General features: G+C 37.9%; 18 protein-coding genes. 5 read left to right on the top strand and 13 right to left on the bottom strand.

The window, feature by feature from the left end:
- Window positions 1–200: 200 nt before the first annotated feature.
- From manA to mngA, 4 genes are all read right to left on the bottom strand, one after another.
- Entirely contained in the window at window positions 201–1400 is a 1200-nt protein-coding gene (gene manA, locus H5084_RS02995) for a mannose-6-phosphate isomerase, class I (RefSeq protein ID WP_220485882.1), read from the bottom strand.
- Between the two features lie 81 nt (window positions 1401–1481).
- Complete coding sequence (locus H5084_RS02990) at window positions 1482–2633, bottom strand: glycerate kinase (protein ID WP_182689485.1); 1152 nt, start codon at window positions 2631–2633, stop codon at window positions 1482–1484.
- 108 nt (window positions 2634–2741) lie between these two features.
- Window positions 2742–5393 (bottom strand): mannosylglycerate hydrolase, encoded by a 2652-nt coding sequence (gene mngB / locus H5084_RS02985; RefSeq protein WP_182689484.1) that lies wholly within the window; start codon window positions 5391–5393, stop codon window positions 2742–2744.
- 108 nt (window positions 5394–5501) lie between these two features.
- A complete protein-coding gene (mngA, locus tag H5084_RS02980; protein WP_182689483.1) occupies window positions 5502–7436 on the bottom strand; it encodes a PTS 2-O-a-mannosyl-D-glycerate transporter subunit IIABC in 1935 nt (644 codons plus the stop codon).
- A gap of 316 nt (window positions 7437–7752) precedes the next feature.
- Here mngA and H5084_RS02975 point away from each other — a divergent pair, with 316 nt between their 5' ends.
- Window positions 7753–8466, top strand: coding sequence for a GntR family transcriptional regulator (locus H5084_RS02975; RefSeq protein WP_028867286.1), 714 nt, complete (start codon window positions 7753–7755; stop codon window positions 8464–8466).
- Between the two features lie 231 nt (window positions 8467–8697).
- On the opposite strand, the gene H5084_RS02970 is transcribed toward H5084_RS02975, so the two are convergent.
- Window positions 8698–9357 carry an NAD(P)H-dependent oxidoreductase gene (locus H5084_RS02970; protein WP_028867285.1) on the bottom strand — a complete coding sequence of 220 codons (660 nt, stop codon included), beginning with the start codon at window positions 9355–9357 and terminating at the stop codon, window positions 8698–8700.
- Between the two features lie 478 nt (window positions 9358–9835).
- On the opposite strand from H5084_RS02970, the gene H5084_RS02965 reads away from it, so the two are divergent.
- The gene (locus tag H5084_RS02965) at window positions 9836–11224 is read left to right on the top strand and encodes an L-cystine transporter (protein WP_166371640.1); all 1389 of its coding nucleotides are present in this window, start codon (window positions 9836–9838) and stop codon (window positions 11222–11224) included.
- A 191-nt stretch (window positions 11225–11415) separates the two neighbouring features.
- Here H5084_RS02965 and H5084_RS02960 read toward each other — a convergent pair whose 3' ends face one another.
- From H5084_RS02960 to lepA, 7 genes are all read right to left on the bottom strand, one after another.
- Window positions 11416–12642 carry an aminotransferase class V-fold PLP-dependent enzyme gene (locus H5084_RS02960; protein WP_182689482.1) on the bottom strand — a complete coding sequence of 409 codons (1227 nt, stop codon included), beginning with the start codon at window positions 12640–12642 and terminating at the stop codon, window positions 11416–11418.
- A 135-nt stretch (window positions 12643–12777) separates the two neighbouring features.
- Window positions 12778–13518 carry a pyridoxine 5'-phosphate synthase gene (gene pdxJ, locus H5084_RS02955; protein WP_028868678.1) on the bottom strand — a complete coding sequence of 247 codons (741 nt, stop codon included), beginning with the start codon at window positions 13516–13518 and terminating at the stop codon, window positions 12778–12780.
- Window positions 13519–13537: 19 nt separating this feature from the next.
- Window positions 13538–14239 (bottom strand): DNA repair protein RecO, encoded by a 702-nt coding sequence (gene recO / locus H5084_RS02950; protein ID WP_028868677.1) that lies wholly within the window; start codon window positions 14237–14239, stop codon window positions 13538–13540.
- A gap of 16 nt (window positions 14240–14255) precedes the next feature.
- Window positions 14256–15158 (bottom strand): GTPase Era, encoded by a 903-nt coding sequence (gene era / locus H5084_RS02945; protein ID WP_028868676.1) that lies wholly within the window; start codon window positions 15156–15158, stop codon window positions 14256–14258.
- A gap of 70 nt (window positions 15159–15228) precedes the next feature.
- Window positions 15229–15915, bottom strand: coding sequence for a ribonuclease III (gene rnc, locus H5084_RS02940; RefSeq protein ID WP_028868675.1), 687 nt, complete (start codon window positions 15913–15915; stop codon window positions 15229–15231).
- Window positions 15912–16832, bottom strand: coding sequence for a signal peptidase I (gene lepB / locus H5084_RS02935; protein WP_182689481.1), 921 nt, complete (start codon window positions 16830–16832; stop codon window positions 15912–15914). Before lepB ends, rnc begins: the two co-directional genes overlap by 4 nt.
- A gap of 153 nt (window positions 16833–16985) precedes the next feature.
- Complete coding sequence (lepA, locus tag H5084_RS02930; RefSeq protein ID WP_028868673.1) at window positions 16986–18782, bottom strand: translation elongation factor 4; 1797 nt, start codon at window positions 18780–18782, stop codon at window positions 16986–16988.
- A gap of 771 nt (window positions 18783–19553) precedes the next feature.
- Here lepA and H5084_RS02925 point away from each other — a divergent pair.
- Window positions 19554–20045, top strand: a complete 492-nt coding sequence (locus H5084_RS02925) for an RNA-binding protein (protein WP_028868672.1) — start codon at window positions 19554–19556, stop codon at window positions 20043–20045.
- Between the two features lie 166 nt (window positions 20046–20211).
- Here the strand turns inward: H5084_RS02925 and H5084_RS02920 are convergent, their stop codons facing one another.
- Window positions 20212–21081: a LysR substrate-binding domain-containing protein gene (locus H5084_RS02920; protein WP_028868671.1), complete on the bottom strand. Its 870-nt coding sequence runs from the start codon at window positions 21079–21081 to the stop codon at window positions 20212–20214.
- Between the two features lie 384 nt (window positions 21082–21465).
- Between H5084_RS02920 and hisC the strand changes: the two genes are divergently transcribed.
- Both hisC and H5084_RS02910 read left to right on the top strand, forming a co-directional pair.
- A complete protein-coding gene (hisC, locus tag H5084_RS02915; RefSeq protein WP_182689480.1) occupies window positions 21466–22554 on the top strand; it encodes a histidinol-phosphate transaminase in 1089 nt (362 codons plus the stop codon).
- Between the two features lie 23 nt (window positions 22555–22577).
- Window positions 22578–23354, top strand: coding sequence for a transporter substrate-binding domain-containing protein (locus H5084_RS02910; RefSeq protein ID WP_182689479.1), 777 nt, complete (start codon window positions 22578–22580; stop codon window positions 23352–23354).
- The last annotated feature ends 76 nt before the right edge of the window (window positions 23355–23430 follow it).

Below are 23430 nucleotides of genomic sequence, written 5' to 3'. Positions count from 1 at the left end.
TGAATGAAGAGTCAATAGGCTTATTTTATCATTGCAGATACAATTGAAAGCAGGAATGTAAAGCGCGACGGCCAACAAATCAATTTAATGACTTAAACCCGCTTTCTTTTTTATTCCCATTACCAATCAATATGCATTATTTTTGCACCTTGAATGGTAATGGTTAGATAGAAAATCAATCACACTTTACTAGTTGAATATTAGTTAAATGCGCGTGCCACACGGCCACTTGAAGTTAACTGGTATTGTTTTGTGTAGGCAGGAATAAATACTGATTGCCCTTTGTTAATAACAACCGTTTCGCCACTTTCATGAGTTAGGGTGACATCATTGTCTAGAGCTAATAATATTTCAGCACTATCAACTGTTAACGATAAATCTGTAATAGATTCAAACAATGCAAATTTAAAATCTTCAACTGGGATTGCGTAATACTCGCCCCCCTCTTTTAATTCAGGAGTGAATTGTAATGAATCAAAAGGGATAGCATCGAATTTGGTACATGCCACAAGCTCTTCAACATCCATATACTTTGGTGTTAATCCGGCTCGTAATACATTGTCAGAATTTGCCATGATTTCAAGACCCGTGCCTTTCAAATAAGCATGTGGTGTACATGCATATAAGAACATAGCCTCACCAGGTTGTAGCGTGATCACATTCAGCATTAATGGGGTGAATAAACCAATATCGCCGGGGTGTTGAAGTGATAGTTCCAAAATAAGCGCAAATAATGGGTCTTCTTTATTTTCATTGGCATATTCAAGCAGTTCATTGACAGCACATTCTTTTACTTCACCTTTTAAAGAAAGTAACGCAGAAAAAAATGTTTCTAATCCTGCTGAATCTAAAGAAGAAGAAAACGCATCAACAAGGTCACCAATTGCTGCCACATTGATTTTTTTAAATAATTCGATAGTCTGTTCGAACTCACGGAAGCCATTCATTGCTTGATAAGGTGTTAATGCATAAACCAATTCAGGTTTATGGTTTGGATCTTTATAATTGCGATTACCAGCGTTACGCGAAATACCCGCTGCCTCTTCTTTTGCAAAACCAGCTTCAGCTTGCGCTTTACTTGGGTGAACTTGCACCGATAACGCTTCGCCTGCAGCTAATACTTTAAATAAATAAGGTAGCTCGGCAAATTGGGCATTAGTTTTAGGTGTTAAAATAGCATCTTTGTCTTGTGCTATAAAATCTGATAGAAGCTGTGTATTGCCATTGTTGATAATTTTAGAGCAACCATTAGCATGTGCCCCCATCCAGATTTCAGCTTGAGGCTTGTTTTCTGGGTTATTAATGCCTAATAATTTGCTAATAGAAGTACGGCTTCCCCATATATAATCTTGGATCACGTTTTCCATGGGGAAAAAGCAAGGTGAAAGTACTTGAGTCATGATGCGCCCTTATTAATTCATTTTTAGTTTTATAAGTAGTATTTTAAAAATAGTTATTTAAAAGTCGTTATTTAAAAATAGTTATTTAATAGAAAGTTTATTTCCCATCGCTAATGTTGCCGCTACGTTTCTTGCGGTACGCGTTAAGTTTTTATCTGCTTCATCTAATACTTGCGGTAGCGATTGTGGTGATCTCACCGTACCAAAAATACTGCCCATCGAGTCATACAAAGCATCAACTTCAGTGCCTAGAGAACCCGCAATAGCAATCACAGGTATACCTCGTTGTACTGCGCGTTGAGCGATACCATAGGGTGCTTTACCGTTCAACGTTTGATTGTCCATCATGCCCTCACCGGAAATGACTAAATCAGCACCTTGAAGTAATTCATCGACATTCAAGATATCCAATACCATATCAATACCGGCTTTTATTTGAATATTAAACGCTAATGACAAACCTAAAGGTGCACCACCGGCCGCGCCAAAACCAACACTTTGTTGGTGATTAATATGCGTTGTTTTTTCTGCGATGTCGGCAAAGTGACTTAAGGCATTATCAAGTAACTCAACCATCTCTGCAGTGGCACCTTTTTGTGGACCAAAAATAGCACTAGCACCGTTTTCACCTGTTAATGGATTAGATACATCACAGGCAACAATAAATTCAACATTGGCACAACGTTTATCAAGATCGGTTAAATCAATACTCGCTAGGTTAGCTAATGCAGCGCCACCAACAGGTAATTCACTACCCTGTGCATCTAATAATTTACCACCTAATGCTTGCAATATTCCTGCGCCACCATCATTGGTTGCACTGCCCCCTAAACCAATCAAGATTTTTTGCACACCAAGGTCTAACGCTTGTAATATTGATTGGCCAGTACCAAAACTGGTCGCTATCAATGGATCACGTTGTTCTGGTGTTATCAAATCAAGGCCGGAAGCCGCTGCAATTTCAATTAATGCAGTTTTACTTTGGCCATCATCCAGCAAGGCCCAAACGGCGTTAACAGCACCTTTAATTGGGCCGCGCACAGTTTGGTTTTGTCTTTGACCATTAAGCGCATCAACCAATACATCAACGGTTCCTTCACCGCCATCCGCAAGTGGGATTTTAATGTATTCACTATCGGGGAAAACTTCTGAAAACCCATTTTCTATACAGGTTGCTACGTCAGCAGCAGAAAGTGATTCTTTGAATGAATCAGGGGCAATAACAATTTTCATCATTTCACCTACAAACCCCTCTGGCGAGGGGTTCTAATTATAGTTAACTAAAAAATAGTTTATATCAAGGGAGCGAATCAACTCATTAAGTGTATTGCTCCATTATGATTAAAACTTAACGCGGAACGTTTTAGCCTGACATGGACCTAAAGCACCAAAATTTTGCGATTTTTGAGCGACTGCGCCCGGTTTTGGCGTTTCATCCATTAAGGTTTCTAACCATTCAGTTACCGGTGTTGTAAATTCAATATCACCTTGAACTGTTTCTGTTTCTGTTTCTGAAGGGTTATAAACACGGATAATTAACGCATCTTCATCTTCAGCTTTTTTCAGAACACTTAACACTAAACCATTTTTCTCTGCGCTACATAAGCTATAAGTTAATGGAATGTTTTTCTCGCCCACATTTAATTTCATCGCATTAAATGGAATTTTGTTGTAACACTGTATTGGTGTGACGTTATCACGTGCTTCAGCCATTACATTAGCAGTAATATGATCACCAGCAAACCCAAACAAGGTGAATTTGCAAACAATTTTACCACGTACTTGCGAATCAGGAGCAGGGATCTTGATACCAGATGGACGACCAGGGCGAAGTAATAAATTCTCTTTACCCAACACACCGATACCACGGAATAAGGTCAGTGCAAATGTATCACGCTGTTCAGTTTCATTAGCAATGACTTCAAATTCACGTAAACCATTGGTCATCACAGCCATTCCAGCTTGACCATTCTCAAGCGCAGCAAAGTTCATTAATTGGTAAACAGGTACTGGTGCTTCTTTCCACTTCTCTGCTTCCCAAACTTGCATTGCAGGGTCATCAGTAGTACGAGTGATCAGACCAAATTGGTTATCAGCCACAACTGTATCGGTTACAAATGGTGTTGGGATAAGCACACGTACACGGTGATCATCAGCTTGGTTATCTAATTCCATGCGAACTTCGATGCGACGGGTATCTTGTTTTAATACAACCTGACAGACCACATCAACATAACCATCTTGGTTGCTACGTTGTTCACGTGACTCAAGGTTGGTAGGCACATTCATACGGAATTTAATATGCGCAACAGATTGTAATGCTTGATGCTCTACATTGGTTTCAACATCAAAGTCATTTGAATATAACAACCACTCTTTACGTGAAGGAGAGTAATCGTATTCATCGCCATCATCAGAGCCATCTTCAAGGCGTAATACCTGCTCAAATGTTTGTTCTGTTTCTTTATCGAAGACAGCCAACGTACCGTCATTGTTCACAGTAATTTTGTAGAAGCTGTTTTCTAATACATTTTGCTCATTTTGTGGAGCAACTTGTAGCGCGCCTTTTTCATTAGCTTGGACATGTAATGTAGTGAAACCCATCGCCGGTACGTTAACTTTCAATTGAATATTGAATTCCATGAACGGGTCATAGTTACCGTAATGTACAATTTGACGGTCAATTTTACCTGGGTCAATTTCTTGCTGATCTTCAATAAAGTATTCAACGTCATTACCGGCATCATCAAAGATTTTAAATTCTTGAGCACGAATCGTAATCATTGTATTAACAACTTCTTCACGTGCATAAGGCGATAAGTTGAATAATGCTAATTTATCACAGCCCTCTTTTTCTGGCATATGATCGACGATTTTACGTTTGTAGAAATTAATCAGGTTAGTGGCCATATCATCAGCAAGAATATAACGATTTAAGATTTCAGCGTGAACCTTATCACTACAACAACAACCGATAGAATCATGAGCATGGTTTTTCATGCTTTCTTTCCACATTTTTTCAATTAAACCATGGTGATAATCAAAACCAAGTTTAAATGCAATTGAAGCAAGTGGCTCTAGAATATTAACAATTTTGTTTTCAACTTCAGCGTGAATAAGCTTAATATCCATACGAGTAGAAGAGATAGTACGGTGAACACGCATGTATTTACCATCGTTAAATTCACCTTTAATGGTATCTAATTGATCACGTTTAGCTTCAATTTTTTCAAATACATCTTCGAAACGGCTCATCAAGAATTCACGGTCAGGATATGCTTCACGTAAGATGTCCATCACTTCAAAGATATTTTTTTGAATAGGCATTTGATCATGGCCATTCGGTAATAGGATATCTTTAGTCACAGACGCGTTTTCTAATACTTTTAAGTAAGTATCTAAACGTGTTGTTAATGCATCTTTGTCTTCTGGTAAATATTTACCAATTGCATAACCTAAAGGAAGTACTTGCGCAGTGACTTCACTACCGTCATTTGACTGCCATAAGAATTCAGTTTTGTTAGTGCCGTGACGTTCAGAACAACCACGCCAAAACATAGTACGGTCAATACCAAAGCCGTTGTAGATCATTGGTAATTGAGAACTCATTGAGAAAGAATCTGGTAGATAACCAATTTTCATCGGCTCGCCTAATGCTAAACAATCACGCATGCCATATAGCATATTACGTACAATTGATTCACCAGAAACCTGCATCGTATCGGTTTGTGAGTACCAAGGACCTACAATTAATTTACCAGCTTGAACCAATGCTTTAACACGCTCTTTACCACCAGGGATAACAGCGAAATAATCTTCTAATAATGCAGTTTGTCCATCAAGTACGTAGTATTTGTAATCAGGATCTGTTTCCAGACGTCCCATGATTTCTTCCATGTTGTTCACTAATAAAATACGAGATTCTTCCGTAGTGAAATACCATTCACGATCCCAGTGCATGTGTGGAGTAATGTGTACGCGAGATGTAGTCATAATTTTATACCTTAAGATAAGTGGTTAATGGATAGAATAACCAGCTACTTTGAGAAAATTGCAAAAAGGCATAGTGAGCCCCCCCCACTATGCCAATCATTGTTTTTATTAGTTAGTTGCAGTCATGCCCGCTAATTTTTCTTTTTTAGCGTGATGTGCTCTCCAAGTAATTAACATTGCTGTAGAGATAACCGTACCAACCAATGCAGCACCGAACCAGATACCTGCAGCCATAAAGCTACCGATCCCAGCGTCATGCAATAAGAAGATTGAGAAGATACCAGCTCCCGGTGTTGAAAGGCCAATACCCGCACCACCAACAATTGCACCTGTAACCATAGAGCCTACAAGGAATGAGCCGATAACACGTATTGGATCTTCAATCGCCATAGGAATCGCGCCTTCGGTAATACCTGCTAAACCCAACAACCAGGTTGATTTGCCCACTTCAATTTCAAACTCTTTAAATAAACGAGGAGCAATCATAGTAGAGAAAGTAACAGTAAAGGCAGAAACCATTTTAACTGAACCAAATATTGCGTAAGGGCCATAAACACCATTTGCCATCGCACCTAAACAGAATGCATAAGCCGCTTTATTAACCGGACCACCTAAGTCGAAAGATACAAAAATACCGATAATTGCACCTAGTAACAATGTGTTGCTACCCGAGAGGCTGTTTAGCCAATCAGTCAATCCTTGGTTTAGGAAAGCAACAGGTTTACCAACAACAAATAGCATCAAGCTACCGACTACAACCGTACCAATAACAGGGTAAAGGTAGAAAGTTAAAAAACCGTTGAATGCAGGGCTTAAACGTACGTTTTCTTTTACCCAACGCATTACATAACCGGCTAATAGACCACCAACAACACCACCTAGGAAACCAGAACCGATTAAGTTAGCCGCAAGACCCGCAGCAAAACCAGGACCTAATGCAGGTTTATCAGCAATAGAGTAAGCGGTATAAGCTGCTAATACCGGTACCATCAAGGTGCCTAACATACCGCCACCTAATTTACGGTACATCCATAGCCATGAACCATCTGTTCCGTACAGTTCTTGTAGGTCGAAAATTTGAGCAATCAATACGGCAATAGCCAATACTGAACCACCGGCAACGATTAATGGAACAGCAAATGAAATACCACTCAATAAAGCACGTTTCAATTCTGTTTTAAGCGGTAACCTTTTAGGTTTATCTTCAGTCTGTGCAACACGCTCTGCGCCCGTTCCGTTTTTAGCCGCCTCTAAGGCTTCATTAAGAATGCGCTCTGCATGTTTGATAGGCTCAGCCACTGCTGTTTCAACACGTGGGATACCATCAAATCGTTCAATATCTTTAATAGATACTTCAGTGGCAAAAACACAGGCAACTGCTTCATTTAATTGTGCAGCAGTTAAACGGTCTTCAATGCCGTTTGCACCTTGTTTTTCAACATAGACATTAATGCCTAATTTCTTACCTGCTTTTTCTAAATATTCAGCAGCCATATAAGTATGTGCAATGCCTGCAGGGCAAGCTGTCACACAAACAACGGTTGGTTTGCTTGAATCTAATTCAACTTGTTCCTTAGCGGCTTTTTTACCGTCTAATAAAGCAAGCACTTGCTCAGGAGTAGTCGCATTAAGTACAGCTTCACGAATGTCATCATCCACTAAAGTGGTTGTTAATTCAGTCAACACTTGCATATGTGTCGAACCAGCTTCAGCATTAGGGATCGCAAGTAAGAAGATTAAATTAACATCTTCGTCTTCATCTTCATCAATACCTTTCCACTTTAAATCTTGCTTCAAAGTAGCAACGGCAAAGCTTGCTTCTTTTACTGCATCAGATTTACCGTGCGGTACAGCAAGTCCTTCACCTAAAGCGGTAGGCCCTTGTTCTTCTCGCGCAAATACTGCCGCTAAAAATTCTTCTTTGTTATGTAGTTTACCTTGCTGATCTAACTTTTCAGTTAGTGCATGAATAGCATCATCGCGACTAGCAAACGTAGTTTGCAATGTCATCAAAGATGCATTCGTTAATGTTGTCATTTTCATAATCTTTGTCCTATTTCCACAAGTCCCACAAATAAAATCGGTTACACTTCAACGAAACGAATTGTAATACCTATTTGATACAAATTGTGTGATTTAGATCACCCAAAGCAATATTTGTATTGGAATTTGTATTAAAAATCTCTAATTAGCTCAAAAATACGACTCAGATCGCACAAAAAGTATCTAAAAAATAAATTATAGGCAATAAAAAAACGAAGGGGTAAATTTGTATTACTTTTAAATATTTGTATTAAAAGCTATTTATCAGTACTCTGTAAATATTAATAAATTGATTCATACCTACTAAGAGGATCACATGGCTAAACTACCAAGATATCGTCAAATAGCCGATATTATACGTACCAAAATAGATACAGGGGAGTGTAAAGTAGGAGAAGCGTTACCCACTGAAGCTGAATTAGTTGAAGAATTTGCAGCTAGTCGAGTCACTGTTAGACAAGCTTTAAAGCTCTTGATTGAAAATGGTGAGCTTGAGAGTGTGCAAGGTAGCGGGACTTACGTTAAAGAAAAAAAAGTTAATTATGATATCTACCAACAATCTAGTTTTGATGAAAAATGGGCGCATTTAAATTTAGCCACTCACAGCGATGTACTTACTTTTGAAGTAATGAAACCTAGCTTAGCTCTGGCAGATAATCTTAATATCACAGAGCAAGACCGTGTTTATTATGTCAAACGCGTACGTTATATCGAAAATAATCCGATCACTGTAGAAGAAACTTGGATGCCACTAGCGCTTTTTCCAGATTTAACCTACGAAGTAATGCGCAAGTCCAAATATGAATATATCGAAAAACAGAAAGGACTAGTGATTGATCGCAGTGAACAAGAGATCATACCGATATTGCCATCAAGAGACATTGCGACGTTATTGGGTATTGACCCCAATCAACCTATTATTGAAAAACGAACACGCAGCTTTTTACAAGATAATACGGTATTTGAATATAGCATTAACTTTTTCAAAACCACCGATTACAAATTTACCTTGATTTCAAAACGCCATTAATGATTAGGTTGCAGGTTTTTTAAGTTATTACTTGCAGCTAATCGCAGGTGTTATATGCCTGACAGCACTCAACTATTATTACTTTATCACTTGATTTCAAGAATAAATAAATTCATAAATAAGCTAGTTAAACAACTAGCTTATTTTTCTACATATTACCTTTCAACAAATATTGATTTAGTACTCTATAGATTTAGCACTCTATGGATTTAGTGCTCTAGGAATTGAAGATTATAAAACCGTAAATACATCATCCATAGGCAGGCGAGCTTTTGGAAGACCGTGGTTATAATCTTTGTCACCTAAATGATACCCCATTGCTAGAGCAACGTGACATACATAACCATCTAGTTCCTCTTTAAATACTTCACCGATTAACTCAGGATCTACCCCTTCCATTGGTGTCGAGTCTATGCCTAAACGAGTAAGTGTATGTAATGCATTACCAAAAGCGATATATGTTTGTGCTTTTGACCAATGACCATTAAAGCCTGCTTCGTCTGTATTTAAATCAACAAAACCAAAACCGCCCTTCATCATGTTTTCTTCCATTTCAGCAGGCAAATGGCCTGAAGACACTTCGACATCGAGCACTTTTTGGTAATCAGCTTTAGTATAGTTTGGATTGTGAGCAAACAAAATAGTATGTGAAGCTTCTTTTGCATGATGTTGATTAAATTGAAATTTATTAGCAAAAGTATCATGTAAACGTTGTTTCGCTTGATCACTTTCAATCACGATAAATTTCCAAGGTTGTGAGTTAATAGAAGAAGCTGATAAGCGCATTGCTTCTTTGATTATTTCCATATCCTCTGCTGAAATACGTTTAGTTGCATCATACATTTTAGCTGTGTAACGATTGTTAAGATCTGTAATAATTTGATGAGCCATGATTTTTCCAAATATAAATTAATAATAAAGAGTGTTAGCGATGACAGTCATCTTAGAGATAAGTGAGTTTAAGAAAAAGAGATAATAGATCCAATCATTGTGGATCAATACATCCATAATGATTGGATCTATTATTTAGAAAATATTTTTTAGGGATACGCCTCTGCGGCCCTAATCAAAAGAATAAACACTAAGCTAGGTTGTTTGAAAATACTGTTTTGGAAATAAATAGTGCTGTAGAAATAAATAGCGTTGTGGGAGTAAATATGCGTTAAGTTTTTACTTAACTTTAGCTTCGATAATGACAGTAAAAACCTGTTATAACTAAATCATATATATCATGCTTTAACTGGCTTTGTCATTTTGCGATTAGGTAATTAAAATCTCAACTTACTATCATCTAGTTCACAGTTTCAAAGTACAAATAACGTCAAAAGCTGTTCATTTCACTCATATTTATCATTATTAAGGAAATCCCATGTCAATTGCAGTTATCGCTAATCTTGCAATATTTGTTTTCATCCTTTTGTTCCTGTTTCAACAACAAACAAAAGCGACTACCTTGTCTCGACAGGTATTACTCGGTTTAGTTTTTGGTAGTGCCTTTGGTCTTATTATTCACATGTTTTATGGTGAAGGAAACCCTATCATCAGTGAAACATTAGCATGGGTAAATGTAGTAGGCAGTGGTTACGTTGGCCTATTAAAAATGGTGATTATGCCATTAGTCTTAGTATCCATGATTGCAGCAGTAGTGAAGCTCGAAAATTCGGGATCATTAGGTAAAATTAGTGCATTAACCATTGGCGTTTTATTATTTACGACCATGATTGCAGCGCTGATTGGTATTGCGGTCACGCAAATTTTTGGCCTTTCTGCTGCGGGCCTTTCTGAAGGTGTTCGTGAGACAGCTCGCATTAGTGTGCTTGAGACTCGTCTAGGCAGTGTAGCCGACCTCACTATTCCGCAAATGCTAGTCAGTTTTATCCCTACTAACCCGTTTGCAGATTTAACAGGCGCACGCTCAACCTCGATTATTGCGGTGGTTATTTTTGGTATTTTAGTCGGTATCGCAGCACGTCGAGTGATGATTGAAAAGAAAGAGCTTGAATCGCCGATCCGCACTTTTATTGAAGCGGCTCAATCAATTGTTATGCGCCTTGTTAAAATGATTATTGCGCTAACACCTTACGGTATAGCGGCATTAATGACAAAAGTTGTCGCAACATCGAGCTTAGGTGATATTTTAAGTCTGCTCGGATTTATTGTTGCTTCTTATATCGCGATTTTCTTAATGTTTATCGTGCATGGATTATTAGTTTCGTTAGTTGGTGTAAGTCCAACACAATACTTTAAACGTATTTGGCCTGTACTAACATTTGCTTTTACATCACGTAGTTCTGCTGCGACCATTCCATTGAATGTTGAAGCACAGATTACCAAACTAAATGTGCCGCCTGCGATTGCAAACTTATCGGCGACCTTTGGTGCAACCATTGGTCAAAATGGTTGTGCTGGTATCTACCCTGCGATGCTTGCTGTTATGGTTGCTCCAACCATGGGTATTAACCCAATGGAATTTAACTTCATTCTTTCATTGGTAGCGATTATTGCAATCAGTTCATTTGGTATTGCAGGCGTTGGTGGCGGTGCGACCTTTGCAGCCTTGATAGTGTTACCAGCAATGGGCTTACCGGTCACAATAGCAGCCTTACTTATTTCAATTGAACCTTTAATCGATATGGCTCGTACTGCCTTGAATGTCAGTGGTTCAATGACAGCAGGCACCATCACATCACGTTTATTAGGTGATAAAAAAGAGATCAACAAAGCGTTTAAGTTAACGCCAACACAAGCTGTAGAGTAATTAATGCGCTAACTGCAATAGTTAGCAGTTAGCGCTCATTACAAGAATAAAGCATCATAATAAACAAAAAATCCCATTAACCTTCGCGCTAATAAAAGCAGAGAAGAATAGTGGGATTTTTAATTTAATGAAACTTTTAATTTAATGGACCTTTAATACTTTTATCTAATGGCCCTTTGATCAAGCTTTATTTATTCCTGCAACATTTGAATGACGCTTTGTAGTGCCTTAATAAACACTTTCGCTTCGTCTAGCGTATTATAGACTGAAAATGACACTCGAATAGTGCCGCTGTACTCTAGTACCGACATCAATGGCATAGCGCAGTGTGAACCACTTCTAACGGCAATCCCCTGCGCATCTAATAACATCGCAATATCAGTGCTGTGTTCGCCTTTAACAATAAAGCTAATGGCACCAGATTTATTTAAATCTTGAGCAAATACAACAACATCTTGTATCTCTTTTAAAGCTATCTCGGTATAAGCTAATAACCTTTGTTCATGTTGTTCAAGAATACTTTTCTCTAAGCTATTTACAAAATCAATAGCAGCACCTAAACCAATCACACCAGCAATATTCGGCGTACCAGCTTCAAACTTAAAAGGCAGTCGATTATAAGTTGTCTGTTCAAAGCTAACCGTCTCAATCATCTCCCCTCCCCCTTGCCAAGGAGGAAGTTGTTGTAATAAATCATATTTTCCATACATTACACCAATGCCAGTTGGGCCAAATAGCTTATGTCCGGAAAATAAGTAAAAATCACAATCCAAGGCTTGTACGTCAACCTCAAGGTGTGCAACTGCTTGGGCACCATCAATAATGACTTTAGCGCCCTTCTGATGGGCTAAATCGATTATTTTTTTAATTGGATTAATAACGCCTAAAACATTTGATACATGTGCAATAGAGACAAGTTTAGTGCTTGCCGTTAGTAATGCTTTAAATGCTTCGACATCTAAACAATGCTCCTGCGTCAACGGAATAACCTTAATAATAGCGCCCGTTTGTTTCGCAAGCATTTGCCAAGGGACAATATTAGCATGGTGCTCAAGAGCACTAATAATAATTTCATCACCTGCCTGCAGTTGCTGAGCAAATATGTTTGCTAATAAATTAATGCCTTCTGTAGTACCTTTAGTCCAAATAATTTCTTCTGAACGAGATGCATTAATAAATTGCTGCACCTTACTACGGCTCTGTTCAAAGCATGCCGTTGCTTGGTTACTCAGCGCATGACTGGCACGATGCACATTTGCATTACTGGTTTGATAATAATCACAAATAGCATCAATCACAGATTGTGGTTTTTGCGTGGTGGCGGCATTATCAAGATAAACCAGCTGATGCTTATTAACTTGCTGATCTAAAATAGGAAACTGTGCGCGTAATTGCTCAATATAAAGATCTGAACTCACGTGACACCTCTGTAAAGGGGATAAAATAAGGGATGTGTTCTAGCTTGCCAACTGGCGCATAAAAGCAGATTAATAAGCACTCATCTTTGTGAATGACTCATGCTTATATTCAATTGTTGATTTATTGGCTGTCATTTATAGACTATGATTTCGGCCTTCAATCATTAAACGTTTCATTTCACTAACGGCAACCGAGAAACCATCAATTAACGCACGTGCCACAATCGCATGGCCAATGTTCAGTTCGATAATTTCAGGTAAAGCAGCTATAGGCTTAACGTTATGATAATTCAAACCATGTCCCGCATTCACTTTAATACCCGCTTGATGTCCATAAGTTGCGGCCTTAGCAACACGTGCTAATTCAGCTTCTTGAATATCTTCCGTTTCGGCATCAGCGTATTTACCTGTGTGTAATTCAACATAAGCAGCCTTCATTTTTACCGCTGCATCTATTTGCGCAGCTTCAGGGTCAATGAATAAACTCACTTGAATATTAGCTGCGTTTAAACGCTTCACTGCAGCTGCTATTTTATCGTAATTACCGACAACATCTAAGCCACCTTCCGTCGTCAATTCTTCACGCTTTTCAGGGACTAAACAAACAAAAGTAGGTTTAGTTTTTAAGGCAATCTCAACCATTTCATCGGTTACAGCCATTTCTAAATTCATACGTGTTTGTAATGTTTGTGCCAGCACAGCAACATCACGGTCGTTAATATGACGGCGATCTTCACGAATATGAATAGTAATACCATCAGCACCAGAGGTTTCAGCTACCGCCGCTAAATGTGCAGGTTCTGGATAACATGTACCACGTGCATTACGAAGTGTTGCAACATGGTCGATATTCACACCTAATAATATTTTGCTCATGCTCTTTCCTTTATTATATTTATTTGGCCGCAAATAAAGCACGGCTATGTAATGGTTTATCACCTAATAAGTTAGCAAGCGCCTGTCGACAAAAGCGCTTAGCCATCTTTAATGTAGCTTCATTATCAAGCTTACGCTGTGATAAGTTAATTATATCTGCACCATCGTAAACCTGTTGAGGATTGCAAATAGCCTGTTTAGCAAAAAAGCCAAGCTGTTGTTTATATTGATATTGAAAGCCTGCTTCAATCACTTCATCACTGTATACATCGTGATCAAAATTAACACCATAACCGAGCGTTTCTAATAATGTTAATTCAAATAAGCGTAGAGCTTTTTGCGGATCATCATCTCTAGCGACACTGATCAGAGTACGTTGGTAGCACTCAAATAAACCATCACAAGCAGTCTCAGCTTGTAATAGCCGATATAACAGTTCATTCATATACATCGCGATATACAAACGTTGCCCCTGTAAAGGCACCACCTGTGTTTGCGCCTCTAATGACTTAACTGTTTTCAAACTACTACGGCCAAAGTAACTAGCGAGCAGTAGGGTGAACGGTTGTGCCATACCGCGTTTCATACGAGTACTACTACGACCGCCTTTAAAAACAAGGCTAACTTTACCGACATCTTGGCAAAACAAATCAACAATTTGACTTGTTTCTCCATAGGGACGTCGGTGTAATATAAATGCATTATGGCATTCTATGGACATAAATTACGCCGCTGTATTAACCGTTGTAATCGTCACCATAACCAAGCGAACGTAACGCTCTGTCATCATCTGCCCAACCCGATTTAACTTTAACCCAGATTTCTAAGAATACTTTTGAGTCAAATAACTCTTCCATATCTAGTCGCGCTTGTTTCCCAATCGCTTTTAGTTTTTCGCCTTTATTACCGATCACCATACGTTTTTGGCCATCACGCTCAACTAAAATAAGTGCATTAATATGTAAAAGACCATTGGCTTTTTGTTTAAATTGTTCAATTTCTACGGTCACAGAATAAGGTAATTCATCACCTAAGAAGCGCATCAATTTTTCACGTACAATTTCTGATGCCATGAATCGAGATGAACGGTCAGTGATATAATCTTCTGGGAAATAAAACTCAGACTCGGGTAATACCGCTTTTGCCCATTCACGAATTTTTTCAACGTTATCACCGGATTTGGCTGACATAGGTAAAATATGAGCAAAATCATAAAGCTTACCGATTTTCTGTAAATGCGGCAGTAATAACTCTTTATCTTCTACATTATCAATTTTATTAACCGCTAAAATAACCGGGCATTTTAAATACTGGAATTTTTTTAATACCATTTCATCATCGGCATTCCAATGCGTACCTTCAACCACAAACACAATCATTTCAACATCATTGATAGAACTTGATGCTGCACGGTTCATTAAACGGTTAATGGCGCGCTTCTCTTCAATATGTAATCCAGGCGTATCAACAAAAACAGTTTGGTAATCACCATCGGTATCGATACCTAGAATACGGTGACGCGTAGTTTGTGCCTTACGCGAAGTAATACTTACTTTTTGTCCAAGTAATGCATTAATAAGCGTTGATTTCCCTACATTAGGGCGCCCGACGATTGCGACTAAGCCACATTTTTGTGTCATTATTTAGCTCCTAAATAGATGAAAGTTAAAGTTAAAAGTACAGGTAAATAAATAGTATTGAGTAGTAACATTATTGCTCACCTAATAATGCAGTTAACATGTTTTTCGCGGCAACTTGTTCCGCTTTACGACGACTAGTGCCTTTACCTTGCACTTGCTTCATGCCTTCAATTTGACAACTCATGGTAAATTGTTGGTTGTGCGCTTCACCTTTTACATCTAACACTTCATAAAGTGGCAATGCTTGTTTACGCGATTGTAAGTGTTCTTGTAGGCGAGTTTTAGGATCTTTCTGACTAATCCCCGGTTGGATTGTATTAAGGCGGCTTTCAAACCAGCTTAATACCAGCTTGTTTGCAGTATCGATATCAGAATCTAAAAAAATCGCACCGATAATTGCTTCCACACCGTCAGCAATAATTGAGTCTCGACGGAATCCACCACTTTTCAGTTCACCAGGACCTAAAATTAAGCAGTCACTTAATACAAATTCACGTCCCACTTCTGACAACATTTTTCCACAAACTAAGGTGGCACGCATACGACTTAAATCACCTTCATCTACTTTAGGAAAACGTTTATATAAATCAGTCGAGATAGCAAAACTTAAAATTGAATCTCCTAAAAATTCTAATCGTTCATTATGTAAACCCAAGGCACTTCGATGAGTTAGTGCTTGTTTTAATAATGAAAAATCTGAAAACTCATATCCAATGCGCTTCTCTAAACGTTTTAATTCTTGTTCTTTGATCTTCATTTTATACTACCTATACGTTCAAAACGTACATTACTTGGTACCCAATTTGGTAAGAAACTATCCGCCCCACGGTCAAACTCAAAGCTGATCCATTTAGCAACGGCTTTACCGACTAAATTGCGCTCAGGGACAAATCCCCAAAAACGGCTATCACGGCTGTTATCACGGTTATCACCCATCACGAAATAATTACTTTCCGGTACCACCCACTCATAAGCATAAGTGGTGACATCTTTTTGTTGGAAATAAGCTTGCACGGGTTCACCACGTAATGGATTGATTAATAACTGATGTTTCACGTCACCTAATACTTCTGAATACACTTTGACAGTATTTGCTTCATGTTTGAAGTTTTGCTCGCCTAAGAATTCCATATCTAACTTTTTATAATCACCACACTTGGCTTCTTCGCAGGCAGCAATGATGTACAGTTGTTTATCTTTATAAACAATACGATCACCGGGCAACCCCACCACACGTTTAATAAAATCAACGCGTTGATCTTCAGGGTATTTAAACACAGCAACATCACCACGTTCTGGATGCCCCGTTGGTATAAGTGTATTTTGCCAAACAGGCTCTTTAATACCATATGAGAATTTCTCAACGAGAATAAAATCCCCCACCAACAGTGTTGGCATCATCGAACCCGATGGAATTTGAAACGGTTCATAAATAAATGAACGTAAAATAAATACCGTTGCAATCACTGGAAATAAACTACGTGCATTCTCAATAATTGGATTTTCTGGGTACATTTTAGCTAAGGTTTTATCATCTAATTCTATTTCAGATTGAGCTTGAAAATCGGCATAAGCCTGTTTACGTTTTTTCGCCCACTTTATTTTATCAAATACCCAGGCTGCGCCCGTTAAGAGCGTTAAAACCACTAATATCAATGCAAATGAATTTGCCATTTTTTTTCCTATTAATTTTATAAATCATATTAATTAATATTTTTAACTAATATGACTCGTTTAAAATACAAAATGCGCGGGTTAATAAACCAGCGCATTAGCTTTTATTAATTACTATCGCCCTTTACTTAACAAGGGGTTAGCAATTGAAGACTACTTATCTTTACCTATATGCAATACAGCTAAGAAGGCTTCCTGTGGCACATCAACATTACCCACAGACTTCATGCGTTTTTTACCCTCTTTCTGTTTTTTCAGCAATTTTTTCTTACGGCTAATATCACCACCGTAACATTTTGCTAATACATTTTTGGTCAACTGTTTAACCGTTGAACGAGCAATAATTTTACTGCCAATCGCTGCTTGTATTGCAATATTAAACATTTGACGAGGAATGAGCTCTTTCATTTTCTCGACTAATTCACGTCCGTAAGCTTCTGCATTATCACGATGTGTAATTAATGCTAATGCATCAACACGATCGCCATTGATCATCACATCAACACGTACCATTTCAGCTAATTGGAAACGAACAAAATTATATTCTAATGATGCATAACCACGGCTAGTCGATTTCAATCTATCAAAGAAGTCCATTACTACTTCACCCATTGGGATCTCGTAAGTTAACGCGACTTGATTACCGTGGTAAGTCATTTTTGTTTGCACACCACGTTTACCGATACATAAGGTAATAACATTACCTAAGTAAGCTTGTGGTACTAAAATGTTACATTCAGCGATTGGCTCACGAATTTCTTTAATATTATTAGTCGGAGGCAATTTAGCTGGACTATCAACATATTGAACTTCACCATTATTGGTTTCAACCTCATAAATTACAGTTGGAGCCGTTGTGATCAAATCAATGTCGTATTCACGCTCTAAACGCTCTTGAATGATCTCCATGTGTAATAAACCTAAGAAACCACAACGGAAACCAAAGCCTAGTGCAGACGAGTTTTCTGGCTCATATAATAATGAAGCATCATTAATGCTTAATTTACCCAATGCATCACGGAAGTTTTCATAATCATCTGAGCTTACAGGGAATAAACCCGCGTAAACTTGTGGCTGAACACGTTTAAAACCAGGCAATGGTTTAGGCGCTGGATTATCAGCTAAGGTTAATGTATCGCCCACTGGCGCACCTAAAATATCTTTGATACCAGAGATGACGTAACCCACTTCACCTGCTTTCAAGATACCTGTTTCTTTTTGTTTCGGTGTAAAATATCCCACTTTAGTAACAAGATGAACTTGACCCGTGGTCATTACTTTCATTCTATCGCCGACTTTAATTTTACCATGCTTGATACGTACTAAGGACACTACGCCTTGGTAGTTATCAAACCATGAATCGATGATTAATGCTTGTAATGGTCCATCCATCTCACCTTCTGGTGGTGGAATCATTCTAACAATCTCTTCTAGTACTAAATCAATACCTAACCCTGTTTTAGCAGAACAACGTACCGCATCGGTTGCATCAATACCGACGATATCTTCAATTTCTTCAGCAACACGATCTGGTTCAGCAGCCGGTAAATCGATTTTATTTAAAATAGGTACCACTTCTAAGTTCATTTCTAATGCGGTGTAACAGTTTGCTAAAGTTTGTGCTTCTACGCCTTGCCCAGCATCAACCACCAATAACGCGCCTTCACAAGCCGCTAAAGAACGTGATACTTCGTAAGAGAAATCTACGTGCCCAGGCGTATCGATGAAGTTAAGTTGGTACGTTTCACCATCTTTAGCTTTATAATCCAAAGTCACACTTTGCGCTTTAATGGTAATACCACGTTCGCGCTCAATATCCATAGAATCGGTTACTTGTGCCGCCATTTCACGTTCGGTTAAACCACCACAAGTACTGATTAAACGGTCTGACAATGTGGATTTACCATGGTCGATATGGGCAATGATTGAAAAGTTACGAATATTTTTCATGAATACTTTAAATACCTTGTTAGTGACGACATTGTGCATTGCGATACAAGTTCTTCAAAATTGAGAACCACTTTATCGCAGCTTATACCAATCGTAATCATTAAGAGATCTATTCTACTTGTTAAAATAGCTTGTTTTTAATTGCCAGTTTCGTAAAGGGAACAACCATTTACAGCAATTTCCAGCAATTTCCAGCAATTTCCACATCAAACTAAGTTATTATTAACGTAAAATTAAAATCGTATATTTGATACCATTGGCATTACTTAACACTGCTTTTTTGCAGTTATTAAGCGGCTTTAATGCTTATTTTTAATATCTGTTGATAGCACGCCTAATTTGCGCAGCTTAATTGCGGTGCATTCTAGCTAATTTCTGTTTTAATCTCCATCTTTAAACACTTCAGTCTTTATCATTTGAAGTCAATATTTAACATCCTATTATTTTATCCGTTTGAAAGTTTAACTTTTGCAATTCAAACAAAACGCAGTATAAAAAAACAGCGCCCAACGATTATATTTCATACACAAGCAGCGAGGCTTGCTTCACATTTTTAACTTTTCATCAACAAGATCAAAGTGGATTTGCCAATCTATTAACGCTAAATCGTTTTTTTGACATACAATAGCTTAGCTTTTAATGGATTGACAATGGCAAGGATACAGCCACCATTCTCTAAAGCACTATGTGATGAATTCAAACAATGTTTTTGAATAAACACTTACGTTTCTAGTTATTTTTCTTTTATTATTTTTTTGAGGTTATTAAATTATGAAATCAAACACTCCAGTGTTGCTTTCTGTTGCAGTTGCCGTTATTGGTGCAGCTGCGATCACTTTACTTCCAATCACACTAGGTGGTGCCGTTTTATTTGCTGCAGGTGCTGTCATTAGTGGATTCTTAATTCAATTTGCAAATTCAAGTACAAGCACTGCATCAAAAAGTACAAGCTCAGTAGCGGCTTCAACAACCAGCGATGCAGAAGGTGATTTTGCAACCACTACGCTTTATGTTGGTAATTTACCTTACCGTGCAAATGAAATGGCGATCCGCACGCTATTTTCAGAACACGGTAAAGTTATTTCAGTGCGTCTCATGAAGGACAAACATACAGGCAAACGCCGTGGTTTTGGTTTTGTTGAAATGCCAGAAAGTGATGCCGCCAATGCAATTCAAGAATTAAATGAACAAGAGTTCCAAGAACGTTCATTGAAAGTACGTGAAGCAAATGAGCGCACGCCACGTGAAGAATCTAACGATTAACTTAACGCTTTATTAGTTTCAGAGTAAGTAGCTTTAAAAATAAGCAGCTTATTAAGCGAACGAGCTTGTTGAGTAAATAGATCACATAAAATCCGAGAGCAATTACTGCTCTCGGATTTTTTATGCATTGTATTTTTATTCGATTAACGCTAAAAAAACAAAACTATTAATTCTCTAACCAATTGATTAAGTTCTGTAATGTAAGGTTATTGGTGACCTTTGGAAAAACGAAATAATAGCCTTTTCCAGATTTAACCTGCAATGAATGAGGCTGACAAAGTCTTCCTGCTTCAAGATCAGAAGCAGCTAACGTCACATCCCCAATACTGATCCCAAACCCCTGAATAGCAGCACCGACCGCCAAATCCAACGTTGCAAAATTTTGATGATGTTTGGTGGTGAATGATGCACAACCAGCTTCATTCAACCATAAAATCCAATCGCTTTGCTGTGGTGTTGCATGTAACCATGGTAATTGCCCCATCTCTTCGATACTAAGCTGTGTTTGTGCCTTAGTTAATAAAGAAGGAGAACACACCGGTGTTAAATATTCTTCAAATAGCAACTGACTACTTAAGTTTTTATCTTTAATAACAGTGCAATAGCAAATAGCAGCATCAAATGACTCAAAGTCAAAATTTATATCATGTTTAATGGATGACGTTAGTTCTACGGCAATATCTGGGAATGCCTGCTGAAATGCCATTATTTTGGGTAATAACCATGTGGTAATGCAACTAGGCACTTTCAACCTAATGTTAGGTTTAATATCAGAAACTTTTTCGACTGCGCTTTTCATCTGATTAATCACTTGCTTAACCAGCGGCAAAAAATCTCTGCCCTTATCAGTTAAACTCAAACCACGTGCATGGCGATGAAACAGAGGAATATTTAATTTTTTCTCAAGTGAAATAATCTGACGACTGACCGCTCCCTGGGTTAAATTTAAAGTTTGTGCTGCGACAGTAAACTTTAAATGTTCAGCAGTAACAATAAATGCCAGCATCTCCTTTGTAGACGGTAAACGGTTATCCATCATTACCTCATTTTTATAACGTGAAAGATTAGTCAATTATTGTTTTTTATTCAATGACAGTGCTGTTTCTCAAATAAAAAGGGGTTAGATAACTAGGCTTAAATAACAAGCTTTAAACTTAATCAATTAATTAAACACTTGAAAGTAAGTGCAACACTAGATGTGTTTATACGAATAAAGCATCTACCCCGTTACCTATTAACAGGGGCAACCATTGAGCCATGTGTTTTTTGCATATCTACTATACCAATTTTTCGTTTCTTATTTCAATGAACATTTGTTTAAATCGCTTACAATCCAAAAAATGAATATTTACGCACTTTTGCAGTATAAATATTCAACTTTAATTTTTAGCTGTATTTAACTTCAATCGGAAACACGTTAATGAAATCATTAGCATCAACATTAGTACCAAGCGCAGTAGAAAAGCTAGTTCCTTACCAGTCTGCACGTCGTTTAGGCGGTAGCGGACATTTATGGCTAAATGCTAATGAACTTGAAACGTGCGCTCAATATGGTGACCTCTCTAAAGGTAGCAATAACCAATACAATCGTTATCCTGATTTTTTACCACAGGACACTGCACAAGCTTACCTCGCTTATTGCGAGCAAGGTGTTGGTAAATTAGATAGTGAAATAGTGACCGTACGAGGTGCAGATGAAGCAATAGATCTATTGATTCGTACTTTTTGTACACCAGGGAATGACCAAATAATTATTTGCCCTCCCACCTATGGAATGTATGAGTTTTGCGCCGATTCATTTGCAGTAACAAGCAATAAAATCCCGTTGTTAGATAATTTTCAATTAAATGTTGAACAGATTAAAACTCAGTTGCCCACCAGCAGCTTATTGTTTTTATGTTCACCTAACAATCCTACCGGTAATAGTATTAACCAAGCCGATATTATTGAATTATTAGAGACCAGTAAAACATCTACCTTAGTGGTTATCGATGAAGCTTACATTGAATTTTCAGCACATCAAAGTGCGTTGCACTTAATGAATAAATACCCACATTTAATCGTAATACGCACCCTATCAAAAGCGTTTGGATTAGCCGCTATTCGCTGTGGATTTTTGTTAGCAGATAGCAGTGTAATGGCTTATGTTAACCGTCTTATTCCACCTTACCCTATCGCGGATCCTAGTGCTGAAATTGCATTAAAAGCATTATCAGACACTGGCTTACAAGCCATGTTCAAACAAACGACTGAATTGATTGAGATTCGTGATTGGTTTACATCTGAGTTACAACAACTAGATATTGTTGAGACGATTTATAGTAGCCAGACTAATTTTGTATTAATTAAGTTTAATGCCGGCCTTAATGTATTTAATTACCTCGTTAAGCAGGGAATTATTACACGTAACCAAGCTCATGAAGCCGCGCTTAGTGACTGTGTACGAATCACTATCGGCTCCAAAAAAAGTATGCTCGAAACACTCAATACACTAAAACATATACAATAACATTACGCTAGAAGGATCTAAACATGAAAGCATTACATATTGCAGCGATTGTATTATCGTCACTTTTTATTACCCCATTACAAGCCCAAGAAACTAAGCCTATACGCCTATCTTCTGACTTTACTTACCCCCCTTTTAATTATAAGGATAATACCGGTAAGCCGGTTGGTTTTGATATAGAGATCGCAGATGCTTTGTGTAAACAAGCAGAGCTAAAATGTGAGTGGGTAACACAAAGTTGGGATGGACTAATTCCAGGTTTATTATCAAGAAAATCGGACGCGATTATGGCCTCTATGCGCATTACTGAAGATCGTAAAAAACGTGTTTTATTTAGTCATAAATATTACCAAACACCAGCCAGTTTTGTGACCGCTAAAGATGCAAATTTCAATATCGATAAAGCAGGCTTAACAGGTAAAGTTATTGGCGTTCAAGTGGGTACCATACATGATAATTATGTGACTGATATGTACGGTGATGTTGCTACTATCAAACGCTATAGCGGACAAGACCAAGTATATATTGATTTAGCCAATGGTCGTTTAGATACCGCCTTTGCAAATTCAGATCAATTAGTGTTAGCTTTTTTAGAAAAAGAACGTGGCGCTAACTTTGCGTTAAAAGGTAAGTTAGTAACTGATAAAGCTTATGTAGGGGAAGGTACTGCACTGGCTTTTCGTAAAAATAATAAAGCATTAGCAGAGAAATTTAATGCCGCTATTGCAGAAATCCGTAAAAATGGTACCTATGATAAAATAGCAGCAAGTTATTTTAGCTTTGATATCTACGGGCAATAGATTTAAAGGCGCTCATTAAACCTAGCTAAGATAAACTGTATTAAGTAAGAATGCGCAACAGAGAAATAGCAAAAAG

It is taken from the genome of Psychromonas sp. SR45-3 (assembly GCF_014163575.1).
Classification (GTDB): Bacteria; Pseudomonadota; Gammaproteobacteria; order Enterobacterales; family Psychromonadaceae; genus Psychromonas; species Psychromonas arctica.
The sequence above is the reverse complement of the archived record's forward strand: the minus strand, read 5'-3'. Positions and strand labels throughout refer to the sequence as shown.